This window comes from Rhodohalobacter sulfatireducens, assembly GCF_022012475.1.
GTDB lineage: Bacteria > Bacteroidota > Rhodothermia > Balneolales > Balneolaceae > Rhodohalobacter > Rhodohalobacter sulfatireducens.
The window spans coordinates 370,828-395,182 of sequence record NZ_JAKLWS010000001.1; the positions used below are offsets into that span (position 1 = coordinate 370,828).

Here is a 24,355-nt window from a genome sequence, read left to right on the forward strand (position 1 = left end):
CAAGATCTCATGAAAAGAAAGATTTTCTCATTATTCATTGTTGTACTAATCGCATCACTCAGTGGGCTATTTACAGCTCAGGCTCAAACAAATGGCGAGTATGGTGTTGTCATTGAAGGCTTTGACTGGGGGGCGGCGGTTAACAAGGTTATTCTAACAATGGATGAACCTGTAACCACCGTCAACTGGAACGATTATAATGTAATGGTTCAACGATCCTCTGATTGTGCTGTGATTCCTGCCGGTCAGAGACTTGGCAGCCGAAATGTTGTTGCGGGGTATGTGTCAGACGCTAACGGGGAACGAGTGGAGGAAGGGAATCATGTAACATTAGTGCTGTATGTGGCTCCCAATCAGCCGATCGGATCACCTATTCAATATTCACAGGCAGAAGGCTGCAACGGCAACAGCTGGATCGACTATAATATGACCATTCAGGATGAAACAAAGGGTTTGGTCTGGAATGAAGAGGTGAATCGGGTAATGCCCCTTATTGACCGGTTTGATCTATCCGGGACGTTTTCACACGGAGATATCACTATGTCGTATGCTTCCTATAGCCCTGAAAATGATGATGAATCTCCACTGATCATCTGGTTGCATGGAGGTGGGGAAGGAGGTACAGATCCAACCATTCCACTGATTGCGAACCGGGCGGCAAATTATGCATCTGATGAAATCCAAGCCATCTTTGATGGAGCTCATGTTCTCGTGCCGCAGAGCCCTACACGCTGGATGGACAGTGGTGAAGGAACCACAACTGGCCAAACGGATGATATTTATTACGAAGCAGTGAAGGCTTTGATTGATCAATATATTGCTGAAAATCCGGATGTAGATCCCGATCGCATCTATGTTGGAGGTTGCTCGAACGGAGGTTATTTGGCCTTCAAGCTGATCATCGAATATCCTGGATTTTTTGCGGCTGCGTTCCCAAGTGCTTTAGCTTATCGAGGTGCCTATTTTACGGATGATCAGGTGGATCGCGTAAAAGATGTGCCTACTTGGTTTATCCATGCCAAAGAAGATGGAACCACCGTACCGGAACAAACCGTAATCCCGGTTTACAACAAACTCAAGGATGCCGGAGCTTCAGACGTACACTTTTCATTTTATGATCACGTAGTTGATATAAACGGATTATTTGGCGGAGAGGGATATCACTACCCGGATCACTGGAGTTGGATCTACTCACACGCCAATGAAGCCAGACGAGATTACGACGGGAGCCTGGTAAAACTGGATGGAGAACCGGTTACGATTATGGAATGGCTGGCGGGTCAATCCAATTAATGAGAAATAAAAAGGCAAAAGTGAAAAGGGAACAATTGTCCATATTTTAAATTCAGTAATAAAAGTCTCCTCATGAGGGGCTGTGAAAAATAAGGATTCAAAAGTAAATCAGGTTCGTGAGATGAACTACGAAGACCAAGAGTTTGATATTACTCAACTTCGTGTATCTTCGTGACTTTGTGTTCTCGTGGCAAATTAACCTGACGGATACTTTTAGATAATCCGTTTTTCACACCCTCTTGAGAAGAGATTTATGGGTGTGTCCGATGCTGTTGTAGTAAACATTGCAAAGACAACCTCGTAAAACCAATTTTCGACAATTGACGAATAACTTTCCCTCACTCAAGTGGGGGTTAAAAAACTTCATCAAACAAACTATGAAAGAAAAGAAAGATCCAGGGTTTATCGTTATCGGGGTTTCCATTTTTCTTGGGCTTGTTGCCCTTGGATATTTTCTCAGTAGTGCGGCAATATCCGTTAAAGAGTACGAACGATCCGTCACAGTAAAAGGCCTGGCAGAACAAGAACATGTGGCTGATATTGTCATCTGGCCTATCCAGTTTACCGAAGCCGGGAACACACTGGATGGAACCTATACTGCACTGGATAACAGCGCAGAACTGGTACGATCCTTTTTAGAGGAACGGGAAATCCAGTTGGATGAAATTACATTTTCAACACCTTTTCTGACTGACAAATCCGCTCAAAGATATAGTGGAATGGAAAATTTCGATTTCAGGTTTGTTGCCACTCAAACGGCGACTGTGTATTCAGAAAATGTACAACAAATCCGCCAGATTATGAGTGAGCTCGTTGATCTGGGGAAACAGGGAGTAACGCTGAGCGGAGATGAATACCAGGTTCGCCCGGAGTATTTGTTTACCAGGCTTAACGAAATCAAACCGGAAATGATTGAGCAAGCGACGAATGAAGCCAGAAAAGCAGCTCAAAAATTTGCCGAAGATTCCAACAGCCGGCTTGGGAAAATAAAAACAGCCTCCCAGGGTCAGTTTTCAATTAGTGACCGGGATAACAACAATCCGCACATCAAAAATGTGAGAGTGGTTTCCACGATTGTCTATTACTTGTCTGATTAGATATATTTGAAGGGCAGAAGGCAAAACGCAAAAGTGTAAGGGGAAACTTTTGCCTATTACCCTTTCACTCAAAAAAAGAAAAACCATGCCCACAGTTAAACTTATAAAAATTGCACACGGCCGCAGCGGAGATAAAGGTAATGGAAGTAATGTGGGAATCATTGCTCGTCACCCGGAGATCTACCCGTTTTTGAAGAAAACTTTGACAGCCGACCGGGTGAAAGAATATATGAAGCATATTTGCAAGGGAGAGGTTGAACGCTATGAGTTGCCAAATCTTGGAGCACTGAACTTTATTCTGAATGAGAGTTTGGGCGGTGGCGGAACTGTCTCTCTTAAACTCGACGCCCAGGGAAAGACGCATGCATCTACGCTTCTTCGGATGGATGTTGAAGTACCGGAGGAATTGCTGGAACTGGTAAATTAAATTTTCCTTTTATCACTGGATTAAGAATGTTCTTTTATAAGAAAGCTCGGGGGGATGATATTGTTAAATCTGCTGCTATTCATTCAACAAACTACCCCTACCTCTTGATTTTTATTGAAGTTAGATTCGAATTGACCGCGATTTCTTTTATAATGGGATAGATTGTATGAATAGTGAATGACCTTTAATTGCTCTCAATTCTAATTTATCTAACAAATCATGCTTCGTAAAACGACTTATTTTTTAATACTTATTTTATCAACACTGATGGTTGCGTGTTCATCCGGTGATGAATCAGCCGCAGTGTATGAAAACATGAACTTTTCTCCTGATAATGGAGGAATTACTCTGCCCGATGGATTTCAGGCTGTTGTTGTGACTGAAAGTATCGGCAGTGCCCGGCAGATGACTGTAGATGAAGATGGTGATATCTATGTTGCTCTAAGTAATGATCATAATGGAAACGGGATCGCCGCCCTACGTGATACGGATGGCGACGGCGTTGCAGATACTACAGCCTACTTTGGTGATTACACCGGCACCGGAATTGCTCTTCACAACGGGTATCTGTACTTCGCTCCCGATACGGCCATTGTAAGATACTCCATGGAAGGTGTGGACCTTGTTCCCACATCAGAGCCTGAAATGGTGGTAACCGGATTTCCCGACCAGGGAAGTCACGCCGCAAAACCCATTACATTCGATGGAGGGGGAGATTTATATGTGAATATTGGCGCTCCATCAAATGCGTGCCAGGAAGAATCTCGTACGGCGGGATCGCCGGGAATGAAACCCTGTCCGCAGCTTGAGTGGCAGGGAAGTGTGTGGCAGTTTAATTCAAATTCAACAGGACAGACTCTCCAGGAAGATGGCTATAAATACGCAACAGGCTACCGGAATGCAGTGGCACTTGAATGGAATTCAGGCGCTGAAAATCTCTACCTGGTTCAGCATGGCCGTGATCAGTTAAATACCCTCTGGCCTGAACACTACGATTCACTGGATAATGCAGAGCTTCCGGCGGAGGAATTCTTTAAGGTTGATGATGGCGATAACTTTGGATGGCCTTACACCTATTATGACCAGCGCCGGGGCGAGAGGATGATGAACCCCGAGTATGGTGGAGATGGAGAAACTCCTTACGTAGGTGATGATTTTGAAGATCCTATCCAGGCATTTCCGGGTCATTGGGCTCCTAATGACCTGATCTTTTATCACGGAGATCAGTTTCCACAGGAATATTACGGTGGTGCATTTATTGCATTTCACGGATCATGGAATCGTGCTCCACTTCCGCAGGCCGGGTATCGCGTAACATTTACACCTTTTAACGGAACTGAGGTTTCCGGTGAATATCAAACCTTTGCGAATGGATTTGCAGGAGAAGGAGTTATTCGATCCCCCGGTCAGGCAGAACACCGCCCAATGGGATTGGCTGAAGGGACGGATGGTTCTGTTTACATCGTCGATTCCAGAGTAGGTAAAATCTGGCGTATATTTTATACAGGAAGTCAATAAAATTAGATTTCAATAAATTTGATGGGTAACGAGTGTTGGTTGACTTGTTACCCATTTTTATTGAATCTAATCGTAATCGCCCAAAGCCTCCATTTTGAATCGACTCAGTTCGGGAACGGTGTGTTCCTCTTTCATGATCTCTCGAATTTGGTTCACGATTTCCGGATGTTCTGCTGCTACATTGTTCTCTTCCCTGATATCTTCTTCGAGGTTGTAGAGCTCGATCTCCAGGTTGCCATCAGCTATAATATTTTTTCGAATGCCCTTCCATTTACCCATGCGTACGGCCTGCTGACCTCCATAAGAAGGAAATTCCCAATAGAGATAGTCATGCTTTTTCTGAGTAGTTGAATGACCCTTTAGAGTGGGCAAAAAGCTGATGCCATCAATACCTTCGGGTGATTCTGCTTCAGCAACTTCAGTAAGAGTTGGTAAAACATCCCAAAAAGCTGATATGTGATTTGTAGAACTTCCGGCGGGAATTACTCCTTCCCATGTGGCAATCATTGGTACCCGAATTCCTCCTTCGTACACATGGCCTTTAATCCTTGACTCGCCGTTCACATAATTCGGGAATGGACCGGCACTCCTAAAATAATCCGGATCTACCCCGCCTGCATAGGTTGGCCCGTTATCACTTGAAAACATGATGAGCGTATTTTCATACAACCCCAATTCTTTAAGCTTTTCTACAATTTCACCAACCTTTTCATCCATATATGAGATCATGGCCGCATAAGTTGCTTTGGGGTATTGTGCAGGTACATAACTCCCTTGAGTGTACGGTTCCTCCTCCCCAAACTTCTCCCTGTAGTAATTGATCCATCTCTCCGGTGCCTGAAGTGATACATGGGGTATTGGCGTAGGCAGGTACAAGAAAAAGGGCATGTTCTGATTTCTCTCGATAAATCCGATCGTTTCATCATGCATCAGATCTGCTGAATAATCGGGCTGATCATGAAAAATTGCATAACTTTCAGGGTCATGAGGATCGGCACTATCCGGCAGATCCTGGTGTGGTGGTACCAACTGGTTTCTCAAAGCAACCCGTGTATCATTTCTCCACAGGTAGATTGGGTAATAAGTGTGTGCCTGCCGCTGCCCATTATATCCAAAGAAAAAATCGAATCCCTGGTTTGTGGGAACTCCTTCTGTAAAGGGTGCTCCCAATCCCCACTTGCCAATAGCCCCTGTTTTATATCCGGCCTTTTGAAGTAATTTCCCGACTGTTTCCGTTGAGCCCGGAATGGGAAACTGACCTTCAAGCATCGGATTTGCAGCCATATTTTCAAAACTCCAAACATCACCGCGTTCGCCCCATTCATGATTCGACCGTATGAAAGCATTGCCGGGGTGTTTGCCTGTCATAAGCATGTACCTGGCAGGGGCACAAACAGGTGCACCGGAATAGTGATTGGTGAATTTCATGCCGGCTTCTGCCAAGGCATCAATATTGGGTGTTTCTATCTTTTCCTGGCCATAAACCCCTAACTCTCCATATCCTAAATCATCCGCTAAAATGTAGATGATATTGGGTTTTTCTGTTTGACCGTTTACTGTTTGAGAATATCCGGTAAGCAGAAAAATTGAAATCAAACAGATACAGAAAATATCGGTACCTAAAAGTTGTTTTCTATTCATTCTTATTTATGATTTGATGAACTCTTAAAATATCATAGATATCCAATCGAAAAAATCTAATTATAGTCATACGAATAAAGCAAGGATCAATGGCACTGCACCAATTTTGCTGGTAAAGGATATTGAAGCTGCCGCTAATTATTACCGGGACAAAGTAGGTTTCAGGTATGAACGGTTTTGGGGAGATCCGCCGGGATTCTGTATTCTTGATCGTGATGGGTTTGGGTTGATGCTCAGCCGTGTGCACAATTTCAAAGATATCAAACCACATTATAAAATAGTGCAAAACATGTGGAATGTGTACTTCTGGGTGGATGATGCAGCCAAAATGTACCAAGAGATGAAAGCATCCGGAGCCATTATCGATTATCATTTGGGCGAGAAAGATTACGGCTGCCTGGAGTTTGGTATACAGGACTTGGACGGGTATGATATCGCCTTTGGGCAGGTTTTGGAGTGATCTAACTGACTCTGTAGAGATTATTTCCAGTAAAAATTTATCACATTTTAGATGTGGCTAAAGCCATCGGAGTTTTTGCTTACGCTTCTTCCGTCAGTTAAAAATGACGGTAATAGATTTCAGACCTGTTCAAGTAAGTTTGCAGTTTTACCAATTGAGAAAGTTGAATAGTAGAGTTAGTATCTATTACCCTTGATTTTAGTCAACGGAAAAGAAAAGCCACTCCCAATCTTGACCCCATAAATCAAAGCTTTAACAACCGCTCAAGTCTCGAATCCAACCGATTTCGATGCGACCCCTTCCAGTACACTTGGCCACAATCCGGGCATTGTGAAAACTCATCGAAATACTTTTTAGTCAGCGGTTCAAGCTGATCCATCACCGATTCTTTTGATACTCTTTCGAGCATTCCATTACAATTTACACATCGCGAATAAGGCTGAATCTCATCAAACAGATCAAACCGTTTGAACACCTCTTCCAGTTGTTCGGTGGAATCATCCGAACGTGGCAGATAGCCTATTTTCACGGCATTTCGCATCAGTAGTTTTCGGTCACGCGTGAGCAGAATGCGGTTTTCCTTTTGCATCTGTTTGATGATTTCAGAATCTGTTGCATCATTCTTGTAAGCCGTATCAAACCCCGCCAGCCGAAGATGTTTGGCGAGTTTTCCAAGATTGACATCCGCCAGAAATAGTAGTTCATCCGGTTTTGAAATCTGAAGTCGTTCTGATTTTGGAATCTCGAGCGAAATAAAAAATGGATATACACTGATTCGTTCATTACCGGTAATCTTGTAAGAGAAATCAACAGGCTTATCATCTGCCAGGATGAAATCCACTTCGGTGTGAGGAACTCCGCAACCTTCAATCAGATCTTTTACAGAGGTCGGTTCCGAAAGAGAGCGTTCAATGATCCGGTTATCAGAAATTGGCTGTGATACAAGATCCACGAGATCTCCATAAAATCGGAGAGTTGGTTGAATGGGTAGGTTTGATGGCTTGCTCATATCAGAAAATAACAATCAGAAGATCATTATGTGTGTGTTGTGTGAATGACTCAATGAAAACGGGTTTGAAAAGCCTTAAATTAAAAGAACTCTTTGAAGGGGGATGAATCAAAAAAGTTGATTCAGGGGGATGACCTCTCCGTGTTTTCTCGATCCGAAGGTCCCCTTCGGAGCGTAATGACTGAAGCTCTGCTTCTATTCAGGTTTTAGCTGATGAGAAGCAGAGCTTCCATCCGCCATTCCGAAGCAGGAGCTTAGGAACGAGTTAACAACATCATCAAAAAAACTATACTGACACATGAAACTCAGACAACTCGGTAACTCAGATATTAAAGTAACACCAATCGCGTTTGGTGCATGGGCGATCGGCGGATGGATGTGGGGTGGCGCTGATGAAGACGATGCTATTAAAGCTGTGCAAACGGCCGTAGACCTCGGCATGACCACCATCGATACGGCCGCAGTATATGGGTATGGAAAAAGTGAAAAACTGATCGGGAAAGCGTTGAAATACCGGCCGCGGGACAGCTACCAGATTCTAACCAAATATGGGCTAAACTGGGAAACAGACGATGGTACATTCTATTTTGACAGTGAAGATGAGCAGGGAAACCCGGTAAAGATTTACAAATGGGCCTCCAAAGAACGTGTGAAGAAAGAGTGTGAAGACAGTCTTCGAAGGCTTGATATCGATTATATAGACCTCTACCAGATTCACTGGCACGATCCCAAAACTCCAATTTCTGAAACAATGAAGGCCGTTTCTGAACTGATTGAGGAAGGCAAGATCCGGGCAGCCGGTGTTTGCAACTATTCTGTTGAAAATGTGGAAGAAGCATTAAAAACCATTGATTTGGCATCCAACCAGGTTCCCTATAGTATGATCAATCGAGGCATTGAAGAGGACGTTGTTCCACAGGCGATAGAAAAAGGAATGCATATTCTGCCCTACAGCCCGCTGCAGCGAGGTCTGCTGACCGGAAAAATTACTCCCGGCTACGAGTTCAGCGGTTACGATACCCGAAAAAGCGATAAATATTTTACCGACGAAAATATTCGGCGCGTCAATGACTTACTTGAGAAAATCCGCCCGATTGCCGAACAACATAACGCCACACTGGCACAACTCGTGATTAACTGGACCGCCAACCAACCCGGAATGGGATGTGTATTGGTCGGGGCCCGAAATCCCAAGCAGGTAAAAGACAACGCCGGCGCTTTTGATTTTGAACTCTCCAAAGAAGAACTGGATCAGATCACGAAAGCGGCGGATGAATTTGAGTTGGCTGAGAAGGAATAAAAATCTACCATTGCCTGTCTCGATTCCTTCAGGGAGGGGAGTGCCCGATATTTTGGGGCGAGGGGTGTAAACTTATTCATCAACTACTTAACGCGTTTACCAGTTGAATTTACAAAGCTAAGTCGTATTCATTACATGAAGCATGTTTTATAGGCTGATCATCCCCCTGAGCCCCCTTCGAAGGGGGGAAGATTCGGGTACTTTTTCCCGACCGCTGTTGGGAGGGATGACAAAAGCTAAAAAAAACTCATTTCAGATAACTATAGGGTTTTATTGCTTAAAATATTAACTGGTAAACGCGTTACTTAGTACTGATTATACTGCAACAAACCTTATTGATGCATTAATTTTGCATCAAATATATTTGTTGCATATTTTTTGCATCAATTGTATTATGAGTCATGGTTGGTCAGAAAGACAAATATTACATTTTGATGGGAGATGTAGTCAGGAGCAGTGATTATGAATCAGAGAAATTGGGGAAAACTCTCAAAGAATTGGTTCATTCAGCTAACAAAGATCTCAGAAAAAAAACGTTATCCCCTTACACAGTAACGCTGGGTGATGAATTTCAGGGAGTAACAAAGTCACTTGAATCCGGTATTGAAACGTTATTCTATTTCGAAGAGGAACGACTTGCTAAAGAGCTGGATTTCAAACTGCACTATGTCCTTCATTTTGGAAAAATTAACACAGAGATCAACCGGGAAACATCGTATGGAATGCTTGGCGAAGGCTTAACCGAGGCTCGAAAAAAACTAACGGCAAAAAAAAGAGATCGAAGGCGATTTAACTTCAGCCTGGAACAAAAAGAACAATCCGAACAGTTAAATAGACTTTTTGAGGTTTTAGAAGGCATCACTGAAAAATGGAAGTTGGATGACTTTGCCCTCATTCTAGATATGATCCAAAGTGATAATGATCAAGAAGTTGGAGAAAAGCACGGCAAAGACCGGTCCCAAATTTACCGGCGCCGTAAAACACTCATGATTCATGAATATAATCTCCTGAAGGAATCAATAAGAACCATAATCAAAACGAAATCATCATGAACTTGTTTTGGTTAGTCCTTTCATATTTGATTGTAGAAAGCATCATCAACGGGGTATTTCATATTGTCAGCAGAAAATTGAAATCGGATGAGAAGCGTGGCAGATCCATTCTAAAAGGAGTTTTAGAACGGCTCTTTCTTGTCGTTGGCCTGGTTCTTGGTTATCCACAGGTTATCATTGCGTTTGGGGCCTTAAAAATCGGAACCCGTTTCCAGAGAAGCAGCAATGTCTCCAATGATTATTTCCTGATCGGAAACTTTATCTCTCTGCTGACTGCCATTCTGTACAGCCAATTGGCGATTTTCTTGATGAACTGAGTTTTAGCTACCACAAGAATAGTTGGGCCAGATTGTAAAGCTCTGGATCAGGTTGAGTTGGCTTGATTCACCCATTGGTTTACCTCCAGTTCCCACTCAGATCGGTTTTGCAATACAATTAATACCTGTGCGGTGATAATTTAAGAGAACTCAATCTTCATAACCCTCAAAGGCAACTCCCCAGCCATCCACTCAAAATCTTTGTCATTCTGTAAAAACTCTACTTCATGTTCGATACACCAACTGCTAATCAGCATATCTACGGTTTTGCGAATGTTCATAAAAAAATAATCGTAATTAATTATTGTTCTAAATTTTGTACATTATTCAGTACAAACCAAATTGTATTTACCATTATGTCACACATTCAACTGGATCGCGATATACGGTCGCTTTCGGAATTCAGAGCAAATGCAGCTTCATTTATTGAGCAGGTAAAATCAGAGCATCGTCCTTTGATTCTTACACAACATGGAAAAAGCTCGGCTGTGTTGATTGATGTGGAAGACTATCAAAAACTGCTTGATAAGATTCAGCTTCTTGAAGAGATCGCAGGCGCGAAGAAAGAATTGGAAGAAGGTAACGGGACTGACCATAAAGAGTTTATGAATGAACTGAGAGCCCAATATTCGAGTTCATGAACATTGTCTGGTCGCCCACAGCGCAGAATAAAATCAAAGAGATCCTCGAATACATCTCAGAAGATAACCCAAGTGCAGCATTAAATCTTATCAACGATTTTGAGAGAAAGGTCGAGAATCTGAGGGAAAATCCTGAGTCAGGAAGAATCATCAATGAAATCACAAATCCAAGTATCAGGGAGTTGGTTGTCCATGAGAACTACGGAATCATCTACGAGATTGGAGATGATGTAATTGAAATTTTGACCGTTCGTCACTTCAGGCAAAATTTCTCAGCAGATAAATTCTAACACTTTTTCACACAAAAAAACTAAATAGTACTCCCCACCTTTTTTATCCGTACCTTAAGGCTCATTTATTTCTTAGCCCGACTTTAAATGTTAAAGCCGGGCTTTTTTCATTTTATACATATTATGTCATTTAAATCATTGAATATCACAGATCCTATCCTTAGATCTCTAAACGAAGAAGGATATTCTACCCCCACACCCATTCAATCAAGAGCGATACCCATTGCCCTGGAAGGCAAGGACCTTTTGGCGAGTGCTCAGACTGGAACCGGAAAGACTGCCGCGTTTGCAATCCCAATTTTACAGAACCTGGGAGCCAATCAACAAAAAAGAGGACAGAAGAAAATCAGGAGTTTGATAGTAACCCCCACACGGGAACTGGCCATCCAGATTGACGAAAGTTTTAAAAGTTACGGACGATATACTGGACTATACACTACCGTTGTTTATGGCGGAGTGAGTCAAAAACGCCAGGTGAAGCAACTGAAAAATGGCGTGGATATTCTCACAGCCACTCCTGGACGACTCCTTGACTTGATGAACCAGAGACATATCTCCCTTTCAGATGTTGAAGTGTTTGTATTAGACGAAGCAGACCGAATGCTCGATATGGGTTTTATTCACGATATTAAAAAAATCAGGAAAGCTCTGCCGAACAAACACCAGACGCTTTTCTTCTCTGCTACGCTGCCGAATTCGATCTTAAAGCTGGCGAACTCCCTCCTGCACAATCCTGCAAAAGTGGAGATTGAGCCGGAATCACCGACTGTAGATACCATTACACAGGGACTCTATTTCGTAGAGAAAGGCAACAAGAAAAACCTGTTGATCAATATTTTGAAGGATGCGGGAATTGAATCCGCACTGGTCTTTACCCGAACTAAGCGGAACGCCAATAAAGTGGTTCAAATTCTGAACAAGAAGAATATTAATGCAGAGGCGATTCACGGAAATAAGTCTCAGTCCGCACGACAGCGAGCGTTGGGCAATTTTAAAGATCAAAAAACACGAGTACTTGTGGCGACAGACATTGCCGCCCGTGGTATTGACGTGGATGAGTTGAAGTACGTGATCAACTACGAGATCCCGAATGAACCGGAGACCTATGTTCACCGAATCGGACGAACCGGACGAGCTGGAGCTGACGGTACGGCTCTCTCATTCGTCGACTCCGTTGAACGAGCGTACATTCGCGATATCCAAAAGCTTATCGGCAAACAGATTCCCGTCATTGATGAGCATGAATTTGCTACCGTTAATGGTGGTTCGTCTGGTTCGCAAAACAATCAGCGACCTTCAAACCAAGGCCGGCGTAAGAAGAGGAAAAAACGACCCTCAGGCCGAAATTGGAAAAACCGAAGCACAAGATAGATTTTAAAATTGCCACAGAGGCACGGAGTTCTTTGAGCTTTCTCTGTTTCTGTGGTTTTTAAATAAACACAGCACGTTTTATAGCAGACAAGTCTAACAAAAGAATCGAACCAGATTACGTTACCTGGCTATGATGCTTTGCCAATCATCCTTCGTTCGTTTTATGCCAGTATATCAGTAACCACATGTCCGTGCACATCTGTAAGACGGAAATCTCGTCCTTGGTGGAAGTAGGTTAATTCCTCGTGATCAAGTCCCATCTGGTGCAGAATCGTTGCCTGGAGGTCATGAATATGCACACGGTCCTTAATACCTGCATATCCAATTTCGTCAGTCTCACCATATGTCGTACCCCCCTTTACACCCCCACCGGCCATCCAAACGCTGAACGCCTCGGTATGATGATCCCGGCCCATAAACGGCATCTCTTGACCGTCCCGGTTTTCCTGCATGGGGGTTCGGCCGAATTCTCCGCCCCAGACAACCAATGTTTCTTCCAGGAGCCCGCGTTGTTTGAGATCCTTAATCAGGGCTGTCATCGGCTGGTCTATCTGACGGCATTTATCCCTGAAACCGGCATCGATACCCGTTTCTTCATTCGTTCCGTGAGAGTCCCATCCCCAATCGAATAATTGCACAAAGCGTACATCTTTTTCTACTAATCGCCGAGCCAGCAGGCAGTTGTTGGCAAAAGAGGTTTCACCCGGTTCGGTTCCGTACATTTCGTGGATATAATCAGGTTCATCTGATATGTTCATCACATCTGGAACAGATGTCTGCATCCGAAACGCCATCTCATATTGAGATATCCGGGTCAAAATCTCAGGATCGCCAACCTCTTCATGCTCTTTTCGGTTCACATTATTGATCGCATCAATCACCTTTTTGCGAAGGTTGCGATCTACTCCGTCAGGGTTTGATGCATACAGCACCGGGTCTCCCTTTGAGCGACACTGAACGCCCTGGTATACGGAGGGCAGAAAACCACTTCCCCAGGCACTTTTTCCGGCACTTGGGGTTTTTCCTCCCGAAACCAATACCATGAATCCCGGCAGATTTTCGTTTTCGCTGCCCAGTCCATAAGTCACCCAAGAACCAATGCTGGGACGGCCCAATCGGGGGCTGCCGGTTTGCATGAGTAACTGAGCCGGTGCATGGTTGAACTCATCTGTGTGCATCGATTTTATGATCGCCACATCATCCACGACCGTAGAAAAATGGGGAAGCAGATCGGAGACCATGGTTCCCGATTCCCCGCGTTTTTCAAAATTCGCTTGTGGTCCCATCATTTTGGGTACTCCCTCGATAAATGCAAACTGTTTTCCCTCCAGCAGCGAAGGCGGACAATCTTTGCCATGCAGTTTTTGCAGTTCCGGTTTATAATCAAATAGTTCCAGCTGAGAGGGAGCACCGGCCATATGCAGGTAGATGATCCGCTTGGCCTTAGGCACAAAATGGGGTAGTTTCGGAAAAAGTGGGTGATTGCCACCCTTATTATCAACAAAAGTGCCATCTGAAGATGAAAAGGGATTACAGCCTGTCATAGCTGCAAATGCCAATCCTCCAAGTCCAAGCGAGCACTTTTTCAGGAAGTGCCGGCGGGTTTGAGCTTCAAGCTTTTTGTGTCGGAGCTCTTCGAAAATATCCATAATTGTCCGTTTTATGATTTCGTTAAAAATTCATCCAGGTTCATAATGGCATTGGAAACGATTGTCAATGCGGCTAATTCAATGCTTTGCTCGCCCGTCAGTTCTTCAGCTTCTTTTGGATGTTGCCGGAAATGTACTTTTGTTTCCTGATACAAATACTTTAGATCCTCCAGTTTTTCTGTTCCGATATCCTGTTGTATCGCCAGGCGGTAGCCGGTTTCTAACTGTTGCTCAATATCATTAGGAGTTTTCTCGAGTATACGCTCGGCCAGTCCTTTAGCAGCTTCCACATACACCGGATCGTTTAATGTAACCAGGGCCTGTAAAGGGGTATTCGTATTGATTCTTTCAACGACACAAACCTCCCGGCTGGGGGCGTCAAACGCAATCATTGAAGGATAAGGATTGGTCCGGCGCCAGTAGGTATATAAGGCACGCCGATATTTGTCTTCACCCTCACTTGTTTTCCATTCAAGGCCACTGTAAACCACTTGCCAAAGCCCCTCCGGCTGCGGTGGCATCACGCTTGGCCCATACATTTTGTCACTCAATAAACCGGCTACTGCCAATGCCTGATCCCGTACCTGCTCGGCGGTCAGGCGTGTTCTTGGCCCGCGTGCCAGCAGGCGGTTCTTAGGATCGAGTCTCTGAAGATCAGGACTTACATTTGAAGACTGCCGGTAGGTGGCAGACATCACAATCTGCTTTAATTGTTTTTTGATACTCCACTTATGTTCATTCATAAATTGCAGTGCCAGCCAGTCGAGCAGTTCCGGGTGGGACGGCAGGTATCCCTGGGATCCAAAATCGGACAGAGTTTCAACGATACCTGTTCCAAAAAGTTCAGCCCACAATCGGTTCACCATTACCCGGGCTGTCAGTGGATTCTCATTACTCATCATCCAGCGTGACAAGCCCAGCCGGTTCTCCGGATATTCCTCTGGCATCGGGTTTAAAATACCTGGCACGCCCGGTTTTACCGTATCCCCGTGTACCATCCAGTTTCCCCTTTCAAATATCTGCGTGGTTCGCCTGTAGTTGCCTTCCAGCTCTACCATAACAGGTGTTTCTATAGTCTCTTTAGAATTTAAGAGAGCATGTAAATTATCGAGTGTTTCTTCATGGCCGGGTTGCCCGTTACCGGGTAATGATTGGTGAAAGAGTATCCACTCTATATAGTTTAAGTATCCATCATTACCGGGATCATGAAATACCAGGTAGAGATCGGTCAATTCTTGCTGGGGGGTTATTGGGATAGATGTAATATGAAAACCACCATTACCACTACTTTCATCAGTTTGCATTCGCCCGATCATGGGTCCATCGGGATTGCCTTTTCTAATCTCAATCACTCCGCTGCTGCTGCTGGTGCTGGAACGAATAAACATGCGATCTTTGCCCCTCAAGTCTGCATCTTTAATTCGTGCAACCCCATTATGTTTTACGGCCAGGTAGTTGTTGGTCGAGGTAATGGTACCATTCCTGACCTCATCAAATGAGTGGCCATGAATCTTTGGTTCAGCTATACGTATCAGTTCGACAAATCTATCTATTTTCTGATTTGATACCTCCGGCTCATCAATTTGACTTTCGATCCACTGTTTAATCTCGTCGAGTTGTTGCTGATCCGTTTCACTTTTAAACGTTGTAAGCGTAGGAGCTTCACTGGGTACATCCTCATCGGCGGTATTGTTGAAATATGCGTATGATCTGTAAAAATCTTCAAACCGTATGGGGTCGTATGGGTGTGCGTGGCACTGCACACATTCCATAGTTGTGGCAAGCCAGACATTCCAGGTTGTATTCACGCGATCAATGACAGCTGCCACCCGAAATTCCTCATCATTTGTACCGCCTTCATCATTATTCATGGTATTCCGATGAAATGCGGTCGCAATAATTTGCTGGTCCGTCGGGTTGGGCAAAAGGTCACCGGCCAACTGTTCAATAGTAAAGTCGTCGTAAGGTTTATCTTCATTGAAGGCATTAATCAGCCAGTCACGATATTGCCAGATATTTCGGTGACCGTCTTTTTCATATCCCTTGGAGTCGGCATATCTGGCAAGGTCCATCCACATCGCTGCCCAGCGCTCTCCATATCGCGGGGAGTCTAAAAGCCGGTTTACTACCTTTTCGTAAGCGTCCGGGCTATCGTCATTCAAGAAGGTTTCGAGTTGCTTTTGGGTAGGCGGGAGGCCGGTCAGATCCAGTGTCACTCGCCGCAACAAGGTTGCTTTATCAGCTCGCAGGGAGGGTTTCAGGTCCCGGTCATGCAAACCCCGAAGTATAAACCGGTCAATGTCGTTTTCGACCCAGCCGGAGTTTACCTGAGGCGGAGAAACCGGTTGAGGTTTTTGATAGGCCCAGTGCTCCCCCCACTTGGCTCCCTGCTCAATCCATTGGGTTAGTAGTTCAATTTTATCTGCTGATAACGGTTCTCCCTCAGGAGGCATCCGTTCTTCAGGGTTTGGATGATTGATACGACGAATCATCTCACTTTCTTCCGGGTTGCCCGGTACAATGGCTGGCTTTCCAGATTCATTGGGGCTATAGGCCTCCTCTTGAAACAGAAGGCTGAACCCACTTGACCTCTTTACTCCGCCGTGACAAGCAATACACTGATTATTGAGAATGGGCTTTATGTCTTTGTTATAATCAACTGTCTTTTCGTGGGAATTAATAATATATACCCCACCAAAAAGTAAAATCACTCCGGATAAAAGGAGGAATAAGTATTTTTTTTCTGTAAAAATATCAGACATAAATTATTGTAATTTAATAATTTTGAGACATTTTGAATGCCAAACAAAATGTAGTATCTCTAAAAAACATTTAAGTAAAAATCAGAAGATGTCATATATAATTATTAAACAGTAGTATTGGAACCTATTGCAATCATCTTACCTTCATGCTTTAAGCTGACTCTACGTTAAGAGTATATCACAAAAATTTTTTTTTCAAAACTTTTTGAAAATTATCTAAACGAAATGAAAAACAACCGAAACACTCTCGCCGCATTATTTGATATGGACGGCGTCATTGTTCACACCAATCCCTATCACAAGAAAGCATTTAAGATATTTCTCGATAAGCATGATATCTCTATCAGTGACCAGGAGCTGAAGGATCATGTGTATGGGCGCACAAATGCAGAGATTTTCCCATATATCTTCAAGGACAAATACACTCCGGAAAAAGGCGAAGAATGGGCAAACGAAAAAGAAGCTATATTCCGTGATCTCTACAAGAAAGATGTTGAACCTGTACCTGGGTTGATCGGCTTTTTGGATGAACTCCAGCGACGAGAGATTAAAGCTGCAGTTGGAACTTCGGCCCCCATAGAGAATTTGAATTTCATTATGGACAGCCTGGATCTTCGCCACTATTTCGATGCTTTCTTGCACTCGGCCGATGTATCGGAAGGAAAGCCCAATCCTGAGATTTATCTAAAAGCGGCTGATCGATTGGAAATAGACCCGAAATTCTGTGTGGTTTTTGAGGATTCAGTTGCCGGTGTAAAAGCGGGCCTCAATGCCGGTATGATAGTGGTGGGGGTGGCAACAACGCATACACCGGATGAATTTAATGGGGCTCATTTGGTGATTGAAGATTTTGAGGGGTTGACAATGGAGCAACTTTTCAGTCTATTTCAATGATGAAATTGTGCAAATTGATTTGTAATGATGCCCGATAACTTTCAATAAAATTTTGACAAGATGAGAAATAACTATGTAACACTGCCGGGAAAATGGAAGCATAGTTTTCTAACAATTTTGACAATGCTGTTGGTCGCCAGTTGTTCAACAGCCCAGCAAAACTCCGCAGACATTGAATGGCTGATCGAATCACTGCAAATTACCGAAGGTTCCGTTATCGCTGATATTGGTGCGGGTGATGGAGATCAAAGTATAGAGCTGGCACAATATGTTGGTTCTGAGGGCCATATCTACAGTACAGAGATTGGTGAGGAGTCTCTTCAAAATCTCCGGAGAAGTATTGAAGGCTCTGAATTGAGTAATGTAACGGTATTGGAAGGTCATCCTCAGCGAACCAACTTGCCTGAGGCGTGCTGCGATGGGATCTTTTTGAGGCGAGTGTATCATCATATTGGTGATCCGCCTTCTTTTAACGCAAGCTTATTGGAATCCCTGAAACCGGGAGGACGCCTGGCCATTATTGATTTCAGGCCCCGCGGCGAAGAGGCGGAACCGGGAGAAAGAGCAGAAGGCGACGAGCACGGAGTAACGCCCGAAACGGTGATAGAAGAGATCACGAGTGTCGGGTTTGAGTTGATTGATTCCCAGGATGAATCGGGCCGGTTCTACTATATCATGTTTAGTAAACCGGAATAGATCTAATGAGCATTAGTTCGACATAAAATCTTTCCATCTTTTAAAGTAGGTGAGTCTGGGATCGTCAAAATCCACAAACAGTTCATTTTACTATAAAGCATAGAGACATATCTTTCATTCGACGACTCCCAATACCCATTGGATTTCACTACTCCGCTTTGCTCAGGTCGAAATGACAAGGGTGGCTTTGGGCAGCGAAGCGTACAAACAGTACATATCGAATCGAGACATCTCTTTTATACGACACCTCGATGTATTGCGGGAAGGCAGAAGGTAAACGAACTATTATATCGTCTCAAAATGAATGTAAGTCAACTGTACTACGACCCAAACCAATAACTCAGCTTCACGAGAAAAATGTTGGTTGGTTCTGAATCGAAGAGATTTCTGAAGTCGCGGTCGAACCTGAAATTATCCTGCCGGCCATTGCTTGAGCGGTCGTGCTGCCAAACCAAAAACAGGGTTGAACCGGGACGATATTCCCACCGAAAGACGGTATTTCCCTGGATTGAGCGAAAATTGAAATCACGTTCTGAAACGGTGAACTCTTCTGCCGCTCCCTCCCCATCCGGATCAATCGTGTACTCCTCATCATAGGCAGAGTAATGGATTGTACCCGCATCTTCACCATATATATCGAAGTTAAACTTCCGGGGTGTGGTAAATTCTTTAAAGTTGTAGAAATTACTCGAGTTGATATAAGGCCGGGCATATAGCTGCAGACTGATATCAGGTGTAAAGGTCCAGTCCAGGCGAATGCTGGTGGAAAAGGTTGTAAGATCCAAGTCAGAAAAAACGTAACGGGAACCATATGTATTCACTGCCAGCGGATCTTCAACCTCTTTTACATATTGGTCTGTTTCAACCTCCCAACCGTATCTCGGTGATATCTCCAATTGAATGTATGTAGTGGGACGGAATTCAATAAAACCCCAAAAACGCCGGTCAATCTCCTTCCCGGTGATTTCATTTCGGTAAAAACCCCCAATTCCGTAGGACACCTTTTTGGTTTGATCAGAACGGATATTAAAATTCAGGTTCCAATCACGCGGTCGAGATGTAACAGGCCCACCACGTGTTAACCTGTCCCAGTACTCTTTTCCGGCATAGCTGAGATGGAAGTTGGCTGACCATAAGTTGTTGAATTGCAGATACCCGGCAGCAGCGGGACCGATATCAATAACATCCCCGTCATAATTTTGGGCATAGTTACCGGCAGCCCAAAACTCATAATTTCTTAAATATTTAGGATCAGTTTCCCTGTAAATTACAAGCAAAGACGCAGCCCTGTAATCGGCACGGTTTTGAAAACCTAGGTCATTCACTTCGTACCCGGGACTTACTTCAGAATATGTTAGTGATGAAAGCCAGTGTTCTCCCCCTGATTTCTGGAGACTGATTTCAGTAGCAAAACCGGTCAGATCAGTTTTTGTGGGATCGAGTTCAAGCTTGTCGGAATCAACCCGGTTATAGTATCGTGCTGATGATTTCTGAGTTCGCTCAATGGCTGCAGCAGTACCATTTACCCGGCTGGCCGAGAATGTGCCGCTGAATGTCCAGTCACGGTCATTCCAGTTATGTTCAAAATCAAATCCTCCCAGGTATACTGATGAGTGAAGGAAATCTTCAAAATAGGTATCATCAATGCTTCTGTTTGTTGCACTCAAAAATCCGCCGAAAATGGTATTTCCATTGTTGATATCCTTTTTGGTTCGTGCCACCAGGTAGTTGGTTCCCGGTTCAACTGTAAAATTTCCCGTCGACTGGTTGATACCGATTTGATATGGGGACGATTCTGCAACGGTATATGCATTGAGTAAACCGATTGACCATCCCGATTTTGTTTTACCACTTAACTTTGCCGCACCAGCAATAGTCGTTTGATCCGGGAGATTCGTATATAGATCGTCATTATCTACAACGTCAGGATCGTAAATCGTTTCACCTCTGTAGTCGTTGTAGCTGTCGAGGTTTCCCTGGGGATTTCGCCCAATTCTCCGGGAGTAAAATGTGACCGGGTTCCCAAAGGAGTTGAATGTTCGAGTGTTTCCAAACTGAAAAATTTCGTTGCCCTCAAGGAAGAAGGGGCGTTGCTCTTGGAAAAAAATTTCAAAGGCGGTTAGGTTGATCACGGCCGGATCTGCTTCAACCTGGCCAAAGTCGGGATTGATTGTCGCAGTAAGGGTGAGGTCCGGAGTGATGCCATATTTCAGGTCGGCGCCAACCGATCCGTTCCATTCGTTTTGTTCGTGAAATGGATTCGAGCCATTTCCCGGTTCGCGAATTAGATTTGTAGAAGCATAGGGCCTCACTTCAAACCGCCTGGGTGATTCAAGTTCTCTGATGCCCTGTAATTCTCCAAACCGGGACACAAAACCCGATTCATTTTGGGGAGTGGGCGACCAAAATGATATCTCTTCGTTCCGGGCAATTCGCCGTTGAAAATTAATTCCCCAGGAAGATTCGGCATTGGATTGTGTAGGACTAAAGCGAAGCTGTGAAAGCGGAATTTTCATCTCAACAGTCCATCCATCATCGTTGATTGATGTAGCTGCTTCCCACACGGCATCCCATCGGATATCTTCATCATCGTCATCAAAGATTAGAATATCTTTGCGTACCCCCTTAGGGTTAACAGCAAATGAAAATCCCGTTCGATTATCATCATAACTATCAATATTTACATAAAACCAATCACTGTATGCAGATCCGTCCCTGCGGAAAAGAGTGGCTGCAATTGAGTCTGTGGATGAATCGTAAGCCTTCGCGCCCACATAGATCGCGTCTTCAGTATAGATCACCCTGGCTTCTGTTTTCTCCGTGGCGGGATTTCCGTCATTCGGAAAACGCTGGATAAAATCTGTAGCCACGGGAACTTGCATCCAGATCTCTTCATCCAGCTTCCCGTCAAGTGTAATCGGAGTTGAATTTGTAGCTTTTATTGCCCGTAAAGAACGGGTGGTCGCAATTGAAATATTTTCAGATGTAGTCTGTGTTGCAACATCCTGTGCGAATGGAGCTGAAAAAAGTCCGCTAAGGATGAAAAAAAGAGATAATATGAGTAATGCGATCTTTTTAAATAACATATAAGAACTGTTATTTATTTGATACTTCTATGATTAGAAAAGGTAGCTGAGGTTCTCCCTTGTTTTTTAATATTTCCCTCCTGCTTTTGAAATTGTTTCAAAGTTATGTTTTCAATGTAGAAACCTACTTTAAATTTTTGATTAAGACCTGTCGGGTTTCTGCCTTTAGATTTTTTCCGACAGGTCAATTTTACTTTTTACTACTGTTTTCGAAGGTAGATATCGCCGCGAAGTGTTTTAAACATATATTCCGGTCCACCCCCGTTAATTCGGCCGGTAATCCAGTTGTTGATCGACACTCTGTATACATCCGAATCTGCCTCGATACTCTCCCGGTTCGACCGGTCAATCTCCATATTAAAATCTGTATATACCTCTCCCCATTCCGATCTCATTTTTGCCGTTACTCCGGCATCGGACGGGAGTGTAATATCAATATCGCCCTGCACATTGCTAAATGCCATAGGGCTTTCCCTGTTTATGCTGTTAAATGAAGCTGTTATATCGCCGTTGACCGTGTTTACAGTTGCTGAACCCCCTACATTGGTGAGGGAAACATTCCCGTTCACATTACTGATCTCCATCTCGCCGTTTACGTTTTCAACCTGAACATCGCCTCCATTTACAGTTGATAGATAGAGCGAAAAGTTTCGCGGCACAGTGATTGAAAAGTTTACTTCAGACTGTGGAGGCGCGCCGCCAATTTCTACTTTGTTATCATTTTCGATTACTTCAAATCCAACCGAATTGTTGGAGATTCTGCGGAGTCCATTCTTGTTCTCCGGAGCTTCATTCATGGATCTGTCGCCATCATAACTGATGATGACCTCTTCAGTATCTGATCCTGAAACAGAGATCGATCCCCGAACAATACCTAGTTCCAGCTGTCCTGGATCACCGGGATTACTCAGCGGAATCACAATCTGTTTCTGGGCGAAGCTTGGAACCACTCCGAAAAGAAGGGACAATAATAATGCGAATAAAAATTTAAATGTCTTCATAATACTTCAGTTAAGTTGTTGATAGTTAATAAATAACATGCGTTTGAAGTCAGAGTTAGTTGAGGAATGTCCCCCCGTCAGCTGACGGAGAGCATTGGGGGGATGAGATGAACGTTGTTTGGCCTGAAACTTGAACGTTTATTCTACCACTATGCATCGGTCATCCGCCCGCTCTCCCCCTTCCCCGATCCCGAAGCGTCGGGAGGACACTGCGAAGGGGGATTTTTTAGAATATTTATTGAGCAATTTCATGTTGTTGTCCGGTTTAGATTAATTCGGCAATTGTGTTTTCCAGTTTGTTTCGGACGTTGGAGTCCAGCTCGTCTCGTGACAGGAGTTTTTTGAATTCATCAACAGACTGTCGCTCCTGGAGAGCCAGCATCGCATCGGCAAGAGCCGCCTGTACAATAGGGGATTCCTGTTGGGCGATGGAATTGATCAGCCCGGATCGAGCCGCTGGATTGTTGGCATGACTGGTGAGTGCATCCACAGCTGCAAGGCGTACATTTACGTTTGAGTCGTTATTCAGGGTCTTCAGCAGGGCATTCACAACCCGCTCGTCCACTGAACGGATCTCATTACTGATATTCACAGCTTTGAGCCGCTCTGTTGGCGACGAGTTGTCCAGCAAGCTAATCATCATCACTTCGCGCATTTGAGAGACTTCAGACATTAGTTGTTCGATCTGCTCATCCTGGTTGCTGATGGGTGCATAGAGATCGCCAATCATCAGACCCGTCAGGAAAACAGCCGCGATATACACCAGATAGCTAAGCTGGAATCGTTGTTTCTGTTCAACCATCCATCCATTCAACTTGTGTGACCAAGAAACGGTTTGAGCTTCTTTCTCCTCATCAAGCATGGTGTAAAACCGGTCACGCATCGCAGAGCTTGGTTTGGGAGTGTCGAGAGAATCCATTTTCCCGATCATTATCTCCATCTCTTTGAGGTCCAGCAGATCGATCTTGCCGGACTCAATCAGCTCATCGAGCTTCTTTTGTTGATCCGTATTCAGATCATTCTGAAGATACGCGGTCACCAAGTCGATATATTTTTCGTCAATCATAATTCTTCCTGTTTTTTGAGATCGGAAACGATCTCTTTCAATTCGTTAATGCTCCTGAACACCCGCACTTTTACCGCACTCTCTGTGCAATCCATAATCTCAGCGATCTCCTTGTATTTGAAGCCCTGGTAGCGGCTGAGAATCAGCGTTTGCTTCTTTTCCTCATCCAGCTGATCGAAAGCCTGTTTCAATAACAGCCGATTTCGTTCATCTTCTGTTTTTAGTTTGATATCGGAATCCTCGGCTTCCAGAGAGTCCCAGTCGCTAAAATTATCTTCGGTTTTGGTTCTTGAATTCTTCCTGTAGTAATCGATATGAAGGTTTCGTGCGATCTGAAAAATCCACGTCGAGAAAGCACCGTCACCGTTGTAAGATTCCCGGTATTTCAGAATCCGTTCAAAAACACCCTGAACCAAATCCTCACTGATATCGCGGCGGTGCGTCAGCCTGTAAAAGAACCCGAACAGGCGCTGGTTGTATCGCTCAAACAGCAACCCGAGCTTGTCGAAATCGCCGTCTCTTACTTTCATCATCAATGCTTTGTCCGAATTTGAATCCAACCGATCAAAGTTTTTCGTTAGCCTGTTCATTAGGATACACTGCTGCAGTGGGGAAAGGTTACAGAAAAGATTTGTGATATGGTTTGAGCGAGTATGAAGCTCTCCTCTTGAGAGGAGACAGATGACGAAGCGTTAAGCGTAGTCATCAGAGGTGTGTTCACGATATACCATTGACCTAGGCAAACACACCCCAAGTTCATTCGCTAATTGCTCATATCACTTTCC

21 protein-coding genes are annotated in these 24,355 nt (G+C 44.1%); 13 read left to right on the forward strand and 8 right to left on the reverse strand.

Annotation, left to right across the window (positions count from 1 at the left end; translation table 11 throughout):
* Window positions 1-9: 9 nt before the first annotated feature.
* The 4 genes from L6773_RS01605 (at window position 10) to L6773_RS01620 (ending at window position 4,335) form a co-directional block, all read left to right on the forward strand.
* Window positions 10-1,293 carry a prolyl oligopeptidase family serine peptidase gene (locus L6773_RS01605; protein ID WP_237852087.1) on the forward strand — a complete coding sequence of 428 codons (1,284 nt, stop codon included), beginning with the start codon at window positions 10-12 and terminating at the stop codon, window positions 1,291-1,293.
* Window positions 1,294-1,670: 377 nt separating this feature from the next.
* The gene (locus tag L6773_RS01610) at window positions 1,671-2,390 is read left to right on the forward strand and encodes an SIMPL domain-containing protein (RefSeq protein ID WP_237852088.1); all 720 of its coding nucleotides are present in this window, start codon (window positions 1,671-1,673) and stop codon (window positions 2,388-2,390) included.
* Window positions 2,391-2,475: 85 nt separating this feature from the next.
* Window positions 2,476-2,817 (forward strand): AtuA-related protein, encoded by a 342-nt coding sequence (locus L6773_RS01615; RefSeq protein WP_237852089.1) that lies wholly within the window; start codon window positions 2,476-2,478, stop codon window positions 2,815-2,817.
* Between the two features lie 219 nt (window positions 2,818-3,036).
* Window positions 3,037-4,335 carry a PQQ-dependent sugar dehydrogenase gene (locus L6773_RS01620; RefSeq protein WP_237852090.1) on the forward strand — a complete coding sequence of 433 codons (1,299 nt, stop codon included), beginning with the start codon at window positions 3,037-3,039 and terminating at the stop codon, window positions 4,333-4,335.
* A 66-nt stretch (window positions 4,336-4,401) separates the two neighbouring features.
* Here L6773_RS01620 and L6773_RS01625 read toward each other — a convergent pair whose 3' ends face one another.
* A complete protein-coding gene (locus L6773_RS01625) occupies window positions 4,402-5,976 on the reverse strand; it encodes an arylsulfatase (protein ID WP_237852091.1) in 1,575 nt (524 codons plus the stop codon).
* A 106-nt stretch (window positions 5,977-6,082) separates the two neighbouring features.
* Between L6773_RS01625 and L6773_RS01630 the strand changes: the two genes are divergently transcribed.
* Window positions 6,083-6,436, forward strand: coding sequence for a VOC family protein (locus L6773_RS01630; protein ID WP_237852092.1), 354 nt, complete (start codon window positions 6,083-6,085; stop codon window positions 6,434-6,436).
* Between the two features lie 244 nt (window positions 6,437-6,680).
* Here L6773_RS01630 and L6773_RS01635 read toward each other — a convergent pair whose 3' ends face one another.
* Window positions 6,681-7,445, reverse strand: a complete 765-nt coding sequence (locus L6773_RS01635) for a Mut7-C RNAse domain-containing protein (protein WP_237852093.1) — start codon at window positions 7,443-7,445, stop codon at window positions 6,681-6,683.
* Between the two features lie 298 nt (window positions 7,446-7,743).
* Here L6773_RS01635 and L6773_RS01640 point away from each other — a divergent pair, with 298 nt between their 5' ends.
* From L6773_RS01640 to L6773_RS01665, 6 genes are all read left to right on the forward strand, one after another.
* Window positions 7,744-8,745, forward strand: coding sequence for an aldo/keto reductase (locus tag L6773_RS01640; protein WP_237852094.1), 1,002 nt, complete (start codon window positions 7,744-7,746; stop codon window positions 8,743-8,745).
* 401 nt (window positions 8,746-9,146) lie between these two features.
* Window positions 9,147-9,797, forward strand: coding sequence for a SatD family protein (locus L6773_RS01645; protein WP_237852095.1), 651 nt, complete (start codon window positions 9,147-9,149; stop codon window positions 9,795-9,797).
* Window positions 9,794-10,114, forward strand: coding sequence for a hypothetical protein (locus L6773_RS01650; protein ID WP_237852096.1), 321 nt, complete (start codon window positions 9,794-9,796; stop codon window positions 10,112-10,114). The genes L6773_RS01645 and L6773_RS01650 overlap by 4 nt, the downstream gene beginning before the upstream one ends.
* Before the next feature lie 356 nt (window positions 10,115-10,470).
* Window positions 10,471-10,755 carry a type II toxin-antitoxin system Phd/YefM family antitoxin gene (locus L6773_RS01655; RefSeq protein WP_237852097.1) on the forward strand — a complete coding sequence of 95 codons (285 nt, stop codon included), beginning with the start codon at window positions 10,471-10,473 and terminating at the stop codon, window positions 10,753-10,755.
* On the forward strand, window positions 10,752-11,045 hold the full coding sequence (locus tag L6773_RS01660; protein WP_237852098.1) for a type II toxin-antitoxin system RelE/ParE family toxin: 294 nt from the start codon (window positions 10,752-10,754) through the stop codon (window positions 11,043-11,045). The genes L6773_RS01655 and L6773_RS01660 overlap by 4 nt, the downstream gene beginning before the upstream one ends.
* 123 nt (window positions 11,046-11,168) lie before the next feature.
* A complete protein-coding gene (locus L6773_RS01665; protein ID WP_237852099.1) occupies window positions 11,169-12,416 on the forward strand; it encodes a DEAD/DEAH box helicase in 1,248 nt (415 codons plus the stop codon).
* A gap of 161 nt (window positions 12,417-12,577) precedes the next feature.
* Here the strand turns inward: L6773_RS01665 and L6773_RS01670 are convergent, their stop codons facing one another.
* Window positions 12,578-14,065 (reverse strand): DUF1501 domain-containing protein, encoded by a 1,488-nt coding sequence (locus tag L6773_RS01670; RefSeq protein ID WP_237852100.1) that lies wholly within the window; start codon window positions 14,063-14,065, stop codon window positions 12,578-12,580.
* Window positions 14,066-14,076: 11 nt separating this feature from the next.
* A complete protein-coding gene (locus tag L6773_RS01675) occupies window positions 14,077-16,827 on the reverse strand; it encodes a DUF1553 domain-containing protein (RefSeq protein WP_237852101.1) in 2,751 nt (916 codons plus the stop codon).
* Window positions 16,828-17,052: 225 nt separating this feature from the next.
* Here L6773_RS01675 and L6773_RS01680 point away from each other — a divergent pair, with 225 nt between their 5' ends.
* Window positions 17,053-17,721 (forward strand): HAD family hydrolase, encoded by a 669-nt coding sequence (locus tag L6773_RS01680; RefSeq protein ID WP_237852102.1) that lies wholly within the window; start codon window positions 17,053-17,055, stop codon window positions 17,719-17,721.
* Window positions 17,722-17,781: 60 nt separating this feature from the next.
* Complete coding sequence (locus L6773_RS01685; RefSeq protein WP_237852103.1) at window positions 17,782-18,417, forward strand: class I SAM-dependent methyltransferase; 636 nt, start codon at window positions 17,782-17,784, stop codon at window positions 18,415-18,417.
* Between the two features lie 320 nt (window positions 18,418-18,737).
* On the opposite strand, the gene L6773_RS01690 is transcribed toward L6773_RS01685, so the two are convergent.
* The 4 genes from L6773_RS01690 to L6773_RS01705 all read right to left on the reverse strand — a co-directional run bounded on the left by L6773_RS01690 (window position 18,738) and on the right by L6773_RS01705 (window position 24,130).
* The gene (locus L6773_RS01690; RefSeq protein ID WP_237852104.1) at window positions 18,738-21,503 is read right to left on the reverse strand and encodes a DUF5916 domain-containing protein; all 2,766 of its coding nucleotides are present in this window, start codon (window positions 21,501-21,503) and stop codon (window positions 18,738-18,740) included.
* A 200-nt stretch (window positions 21,504-21,703) separates the two neighbouring features.
* A complete protein-coding gene (locus tag L6773_RS01695; protein WP_237852105.1) occupies window positions 21,704-22,504 on the reverse strand; it encodes a DUF4097 family beta strand repeat-containing protein in 801 nt (266 codons plus the stop codon).
* 265 nt (window positions 22,505-22,769) lie between these two features.
* A complete protein-coding gene (locus tag L6773_RS01700; RefSeq protein WP_237852106.1) occupies window positions 22,770-23,570 on the reverse strand; it encodes a HEAT repeat domain-containing protein in 801 nt (266 codons plus the stop codon).
* A complete protein-coding gene (locus L6773_RS01705; protein ID WP_237852107.1) occupies window positions 23,567-24,130 on the reverse strand; it encodes an RNA polymerase sigma factor in 564 nt (187 codons plus the stop codon). Before L6773_RS01705 ends, L6773_RS01700 begins: the two co-directional genes overlap by 4 nt.
* Window positions 24,131-24,355: the final 225 nt, after the last annotated feature.

Excerpts from the sequence above, each read along its gene's own strand:
- L6773_RS01610 (WP_237852088.1), top strand. The coding sequence starts at position 1,671 with ATGAAAGAAAAGAAAGATCCAGGGTTTATCGTTATCGGGGTTTCCATT.
- L6773_RS01695 (WP_237852105.1), bottom strand. The coding sequence starts at position 22,504 with ATGAAGACATTTAAATTTTTATTCGCATTATTATTGTCCCTTCTTTTC.
- L6773_RS01685 (WP_237852103.1), top strand. The coding sequence starts at position 17,782 with ATGAGAAATAACTATGTAACACTGCCGGGAAAATGGAAGCATAGTTTT.
- L6773_RS01620 (WP_237852090.1), top strand. The coding sequence starts at position 3,037 with ATGCTTCGTAAAACGACTTATTTTTTAATACTTATTTTATCAACACTG.
- L6773_RS01650 (WP_237852096.1), top strand. The coding sequence starts at position 9,794 with ATGAACTTGTTTTGGTTAGTCCTTTCATATTTGATTGTAGAAAGCATC.
- L6773_RS01655 (WP_237852097.1), top strand. The coding sequence starts at position 10,471 with ATGTCACACATTCAACTGGATCGCGATATACGGTCGCTTTCGGAATTC.
- L6773_RS01605 (WP_237852087.1), top strand. The coding sequence starts at position 10 with ATGAAAAGAAAGATTTTCTCATTATTCATTGTTGTACTAATCGCATCA.
- L6773_RS01660 (WP_237852098.1), top strand. The coding sequence starts at position 10,752 with ATGAACATTGTCTGGTCGCCCACAGCGCAGAATAAAATCAAAGAGATC.
- L6773_RS01680 (WP_237852102.1), top strand. The coding sequence starts at position 17,053 with ATGAAAAACAACCGAAACACTCTCGCCGCATTATTTGATATGGACGGC.
- L6773_RS01675 (WP_237852101.1), bottom strand. The coding sequence starts at position 16,827 with ATGTCTGATATTTTTACAGAAAAAAAATACTTATTCCTCCTTTTATCC.
- L6773_RS01615 (WP_237852089.1), top strand. The coding sequence starts at position 2,476 with ATGCCCACAGTTAAACTTATAAAAATTGCACACGGCCGCAGCGGAGAT.
- L6773_RS01635 (WP_237852093.1), bottom strand. The coding sequence starts at position 7,445 with ATGAGCAAGCCATCAAACCTACCCATTCAACCAACTCTCCGATTTTAT.
- L6773_RS01665 (WP_237852099.1), top strand. The coding sequence starts at position 11,169 with ATGTCATTTAAATCATTGAATATCACAGATCCTATCCTTAGATCTCTA.
- L6773_RS01700 (WP_237852106.1), bottom strand. The coding sequence starts at position 23,570 with ATGATTGACGAAAAATATATCGACTTGGTGACCGCGTATCTTCAGAAT.
- L6773_RS01625 (WP_237852091.1), bottom strand. The coding sequence starts at position 5,976 with ATGAATAGAAAACAACTTTTAGGTACCGATATTTTCTGTATCTGTTTG.
- L6773_RS01670 (WP_237852100.1), bottom strand. The coding sequence starts at position 14,065 with ATGGATATTTTCGAAGAGCTCCGACACAAAAAGCTTGAAGCTCAAACC.
- L6773_RS01640 (WP_237852094.1), top strand. The coding sequence starts at position 7,744 with ATGAAACTCAGACAACTCGGTAACTCAGATATTAAAGTAACACCAATC.
- L6773_RS01690 (WP_237852104.1), bottom strand. The coding sequence starts at position 21,503 with ATGTTATTTAAAAAGATCGCATTACTCATATTATCTCTTTTTTTCATC.
- L6773_RS01645 (WP_237852095.1), top strand. The coding sequence starts at position 9,147 with ATGGTTGGTCAGAAAGACAAATATTACATTTTGATGGGAGATGTAGTC.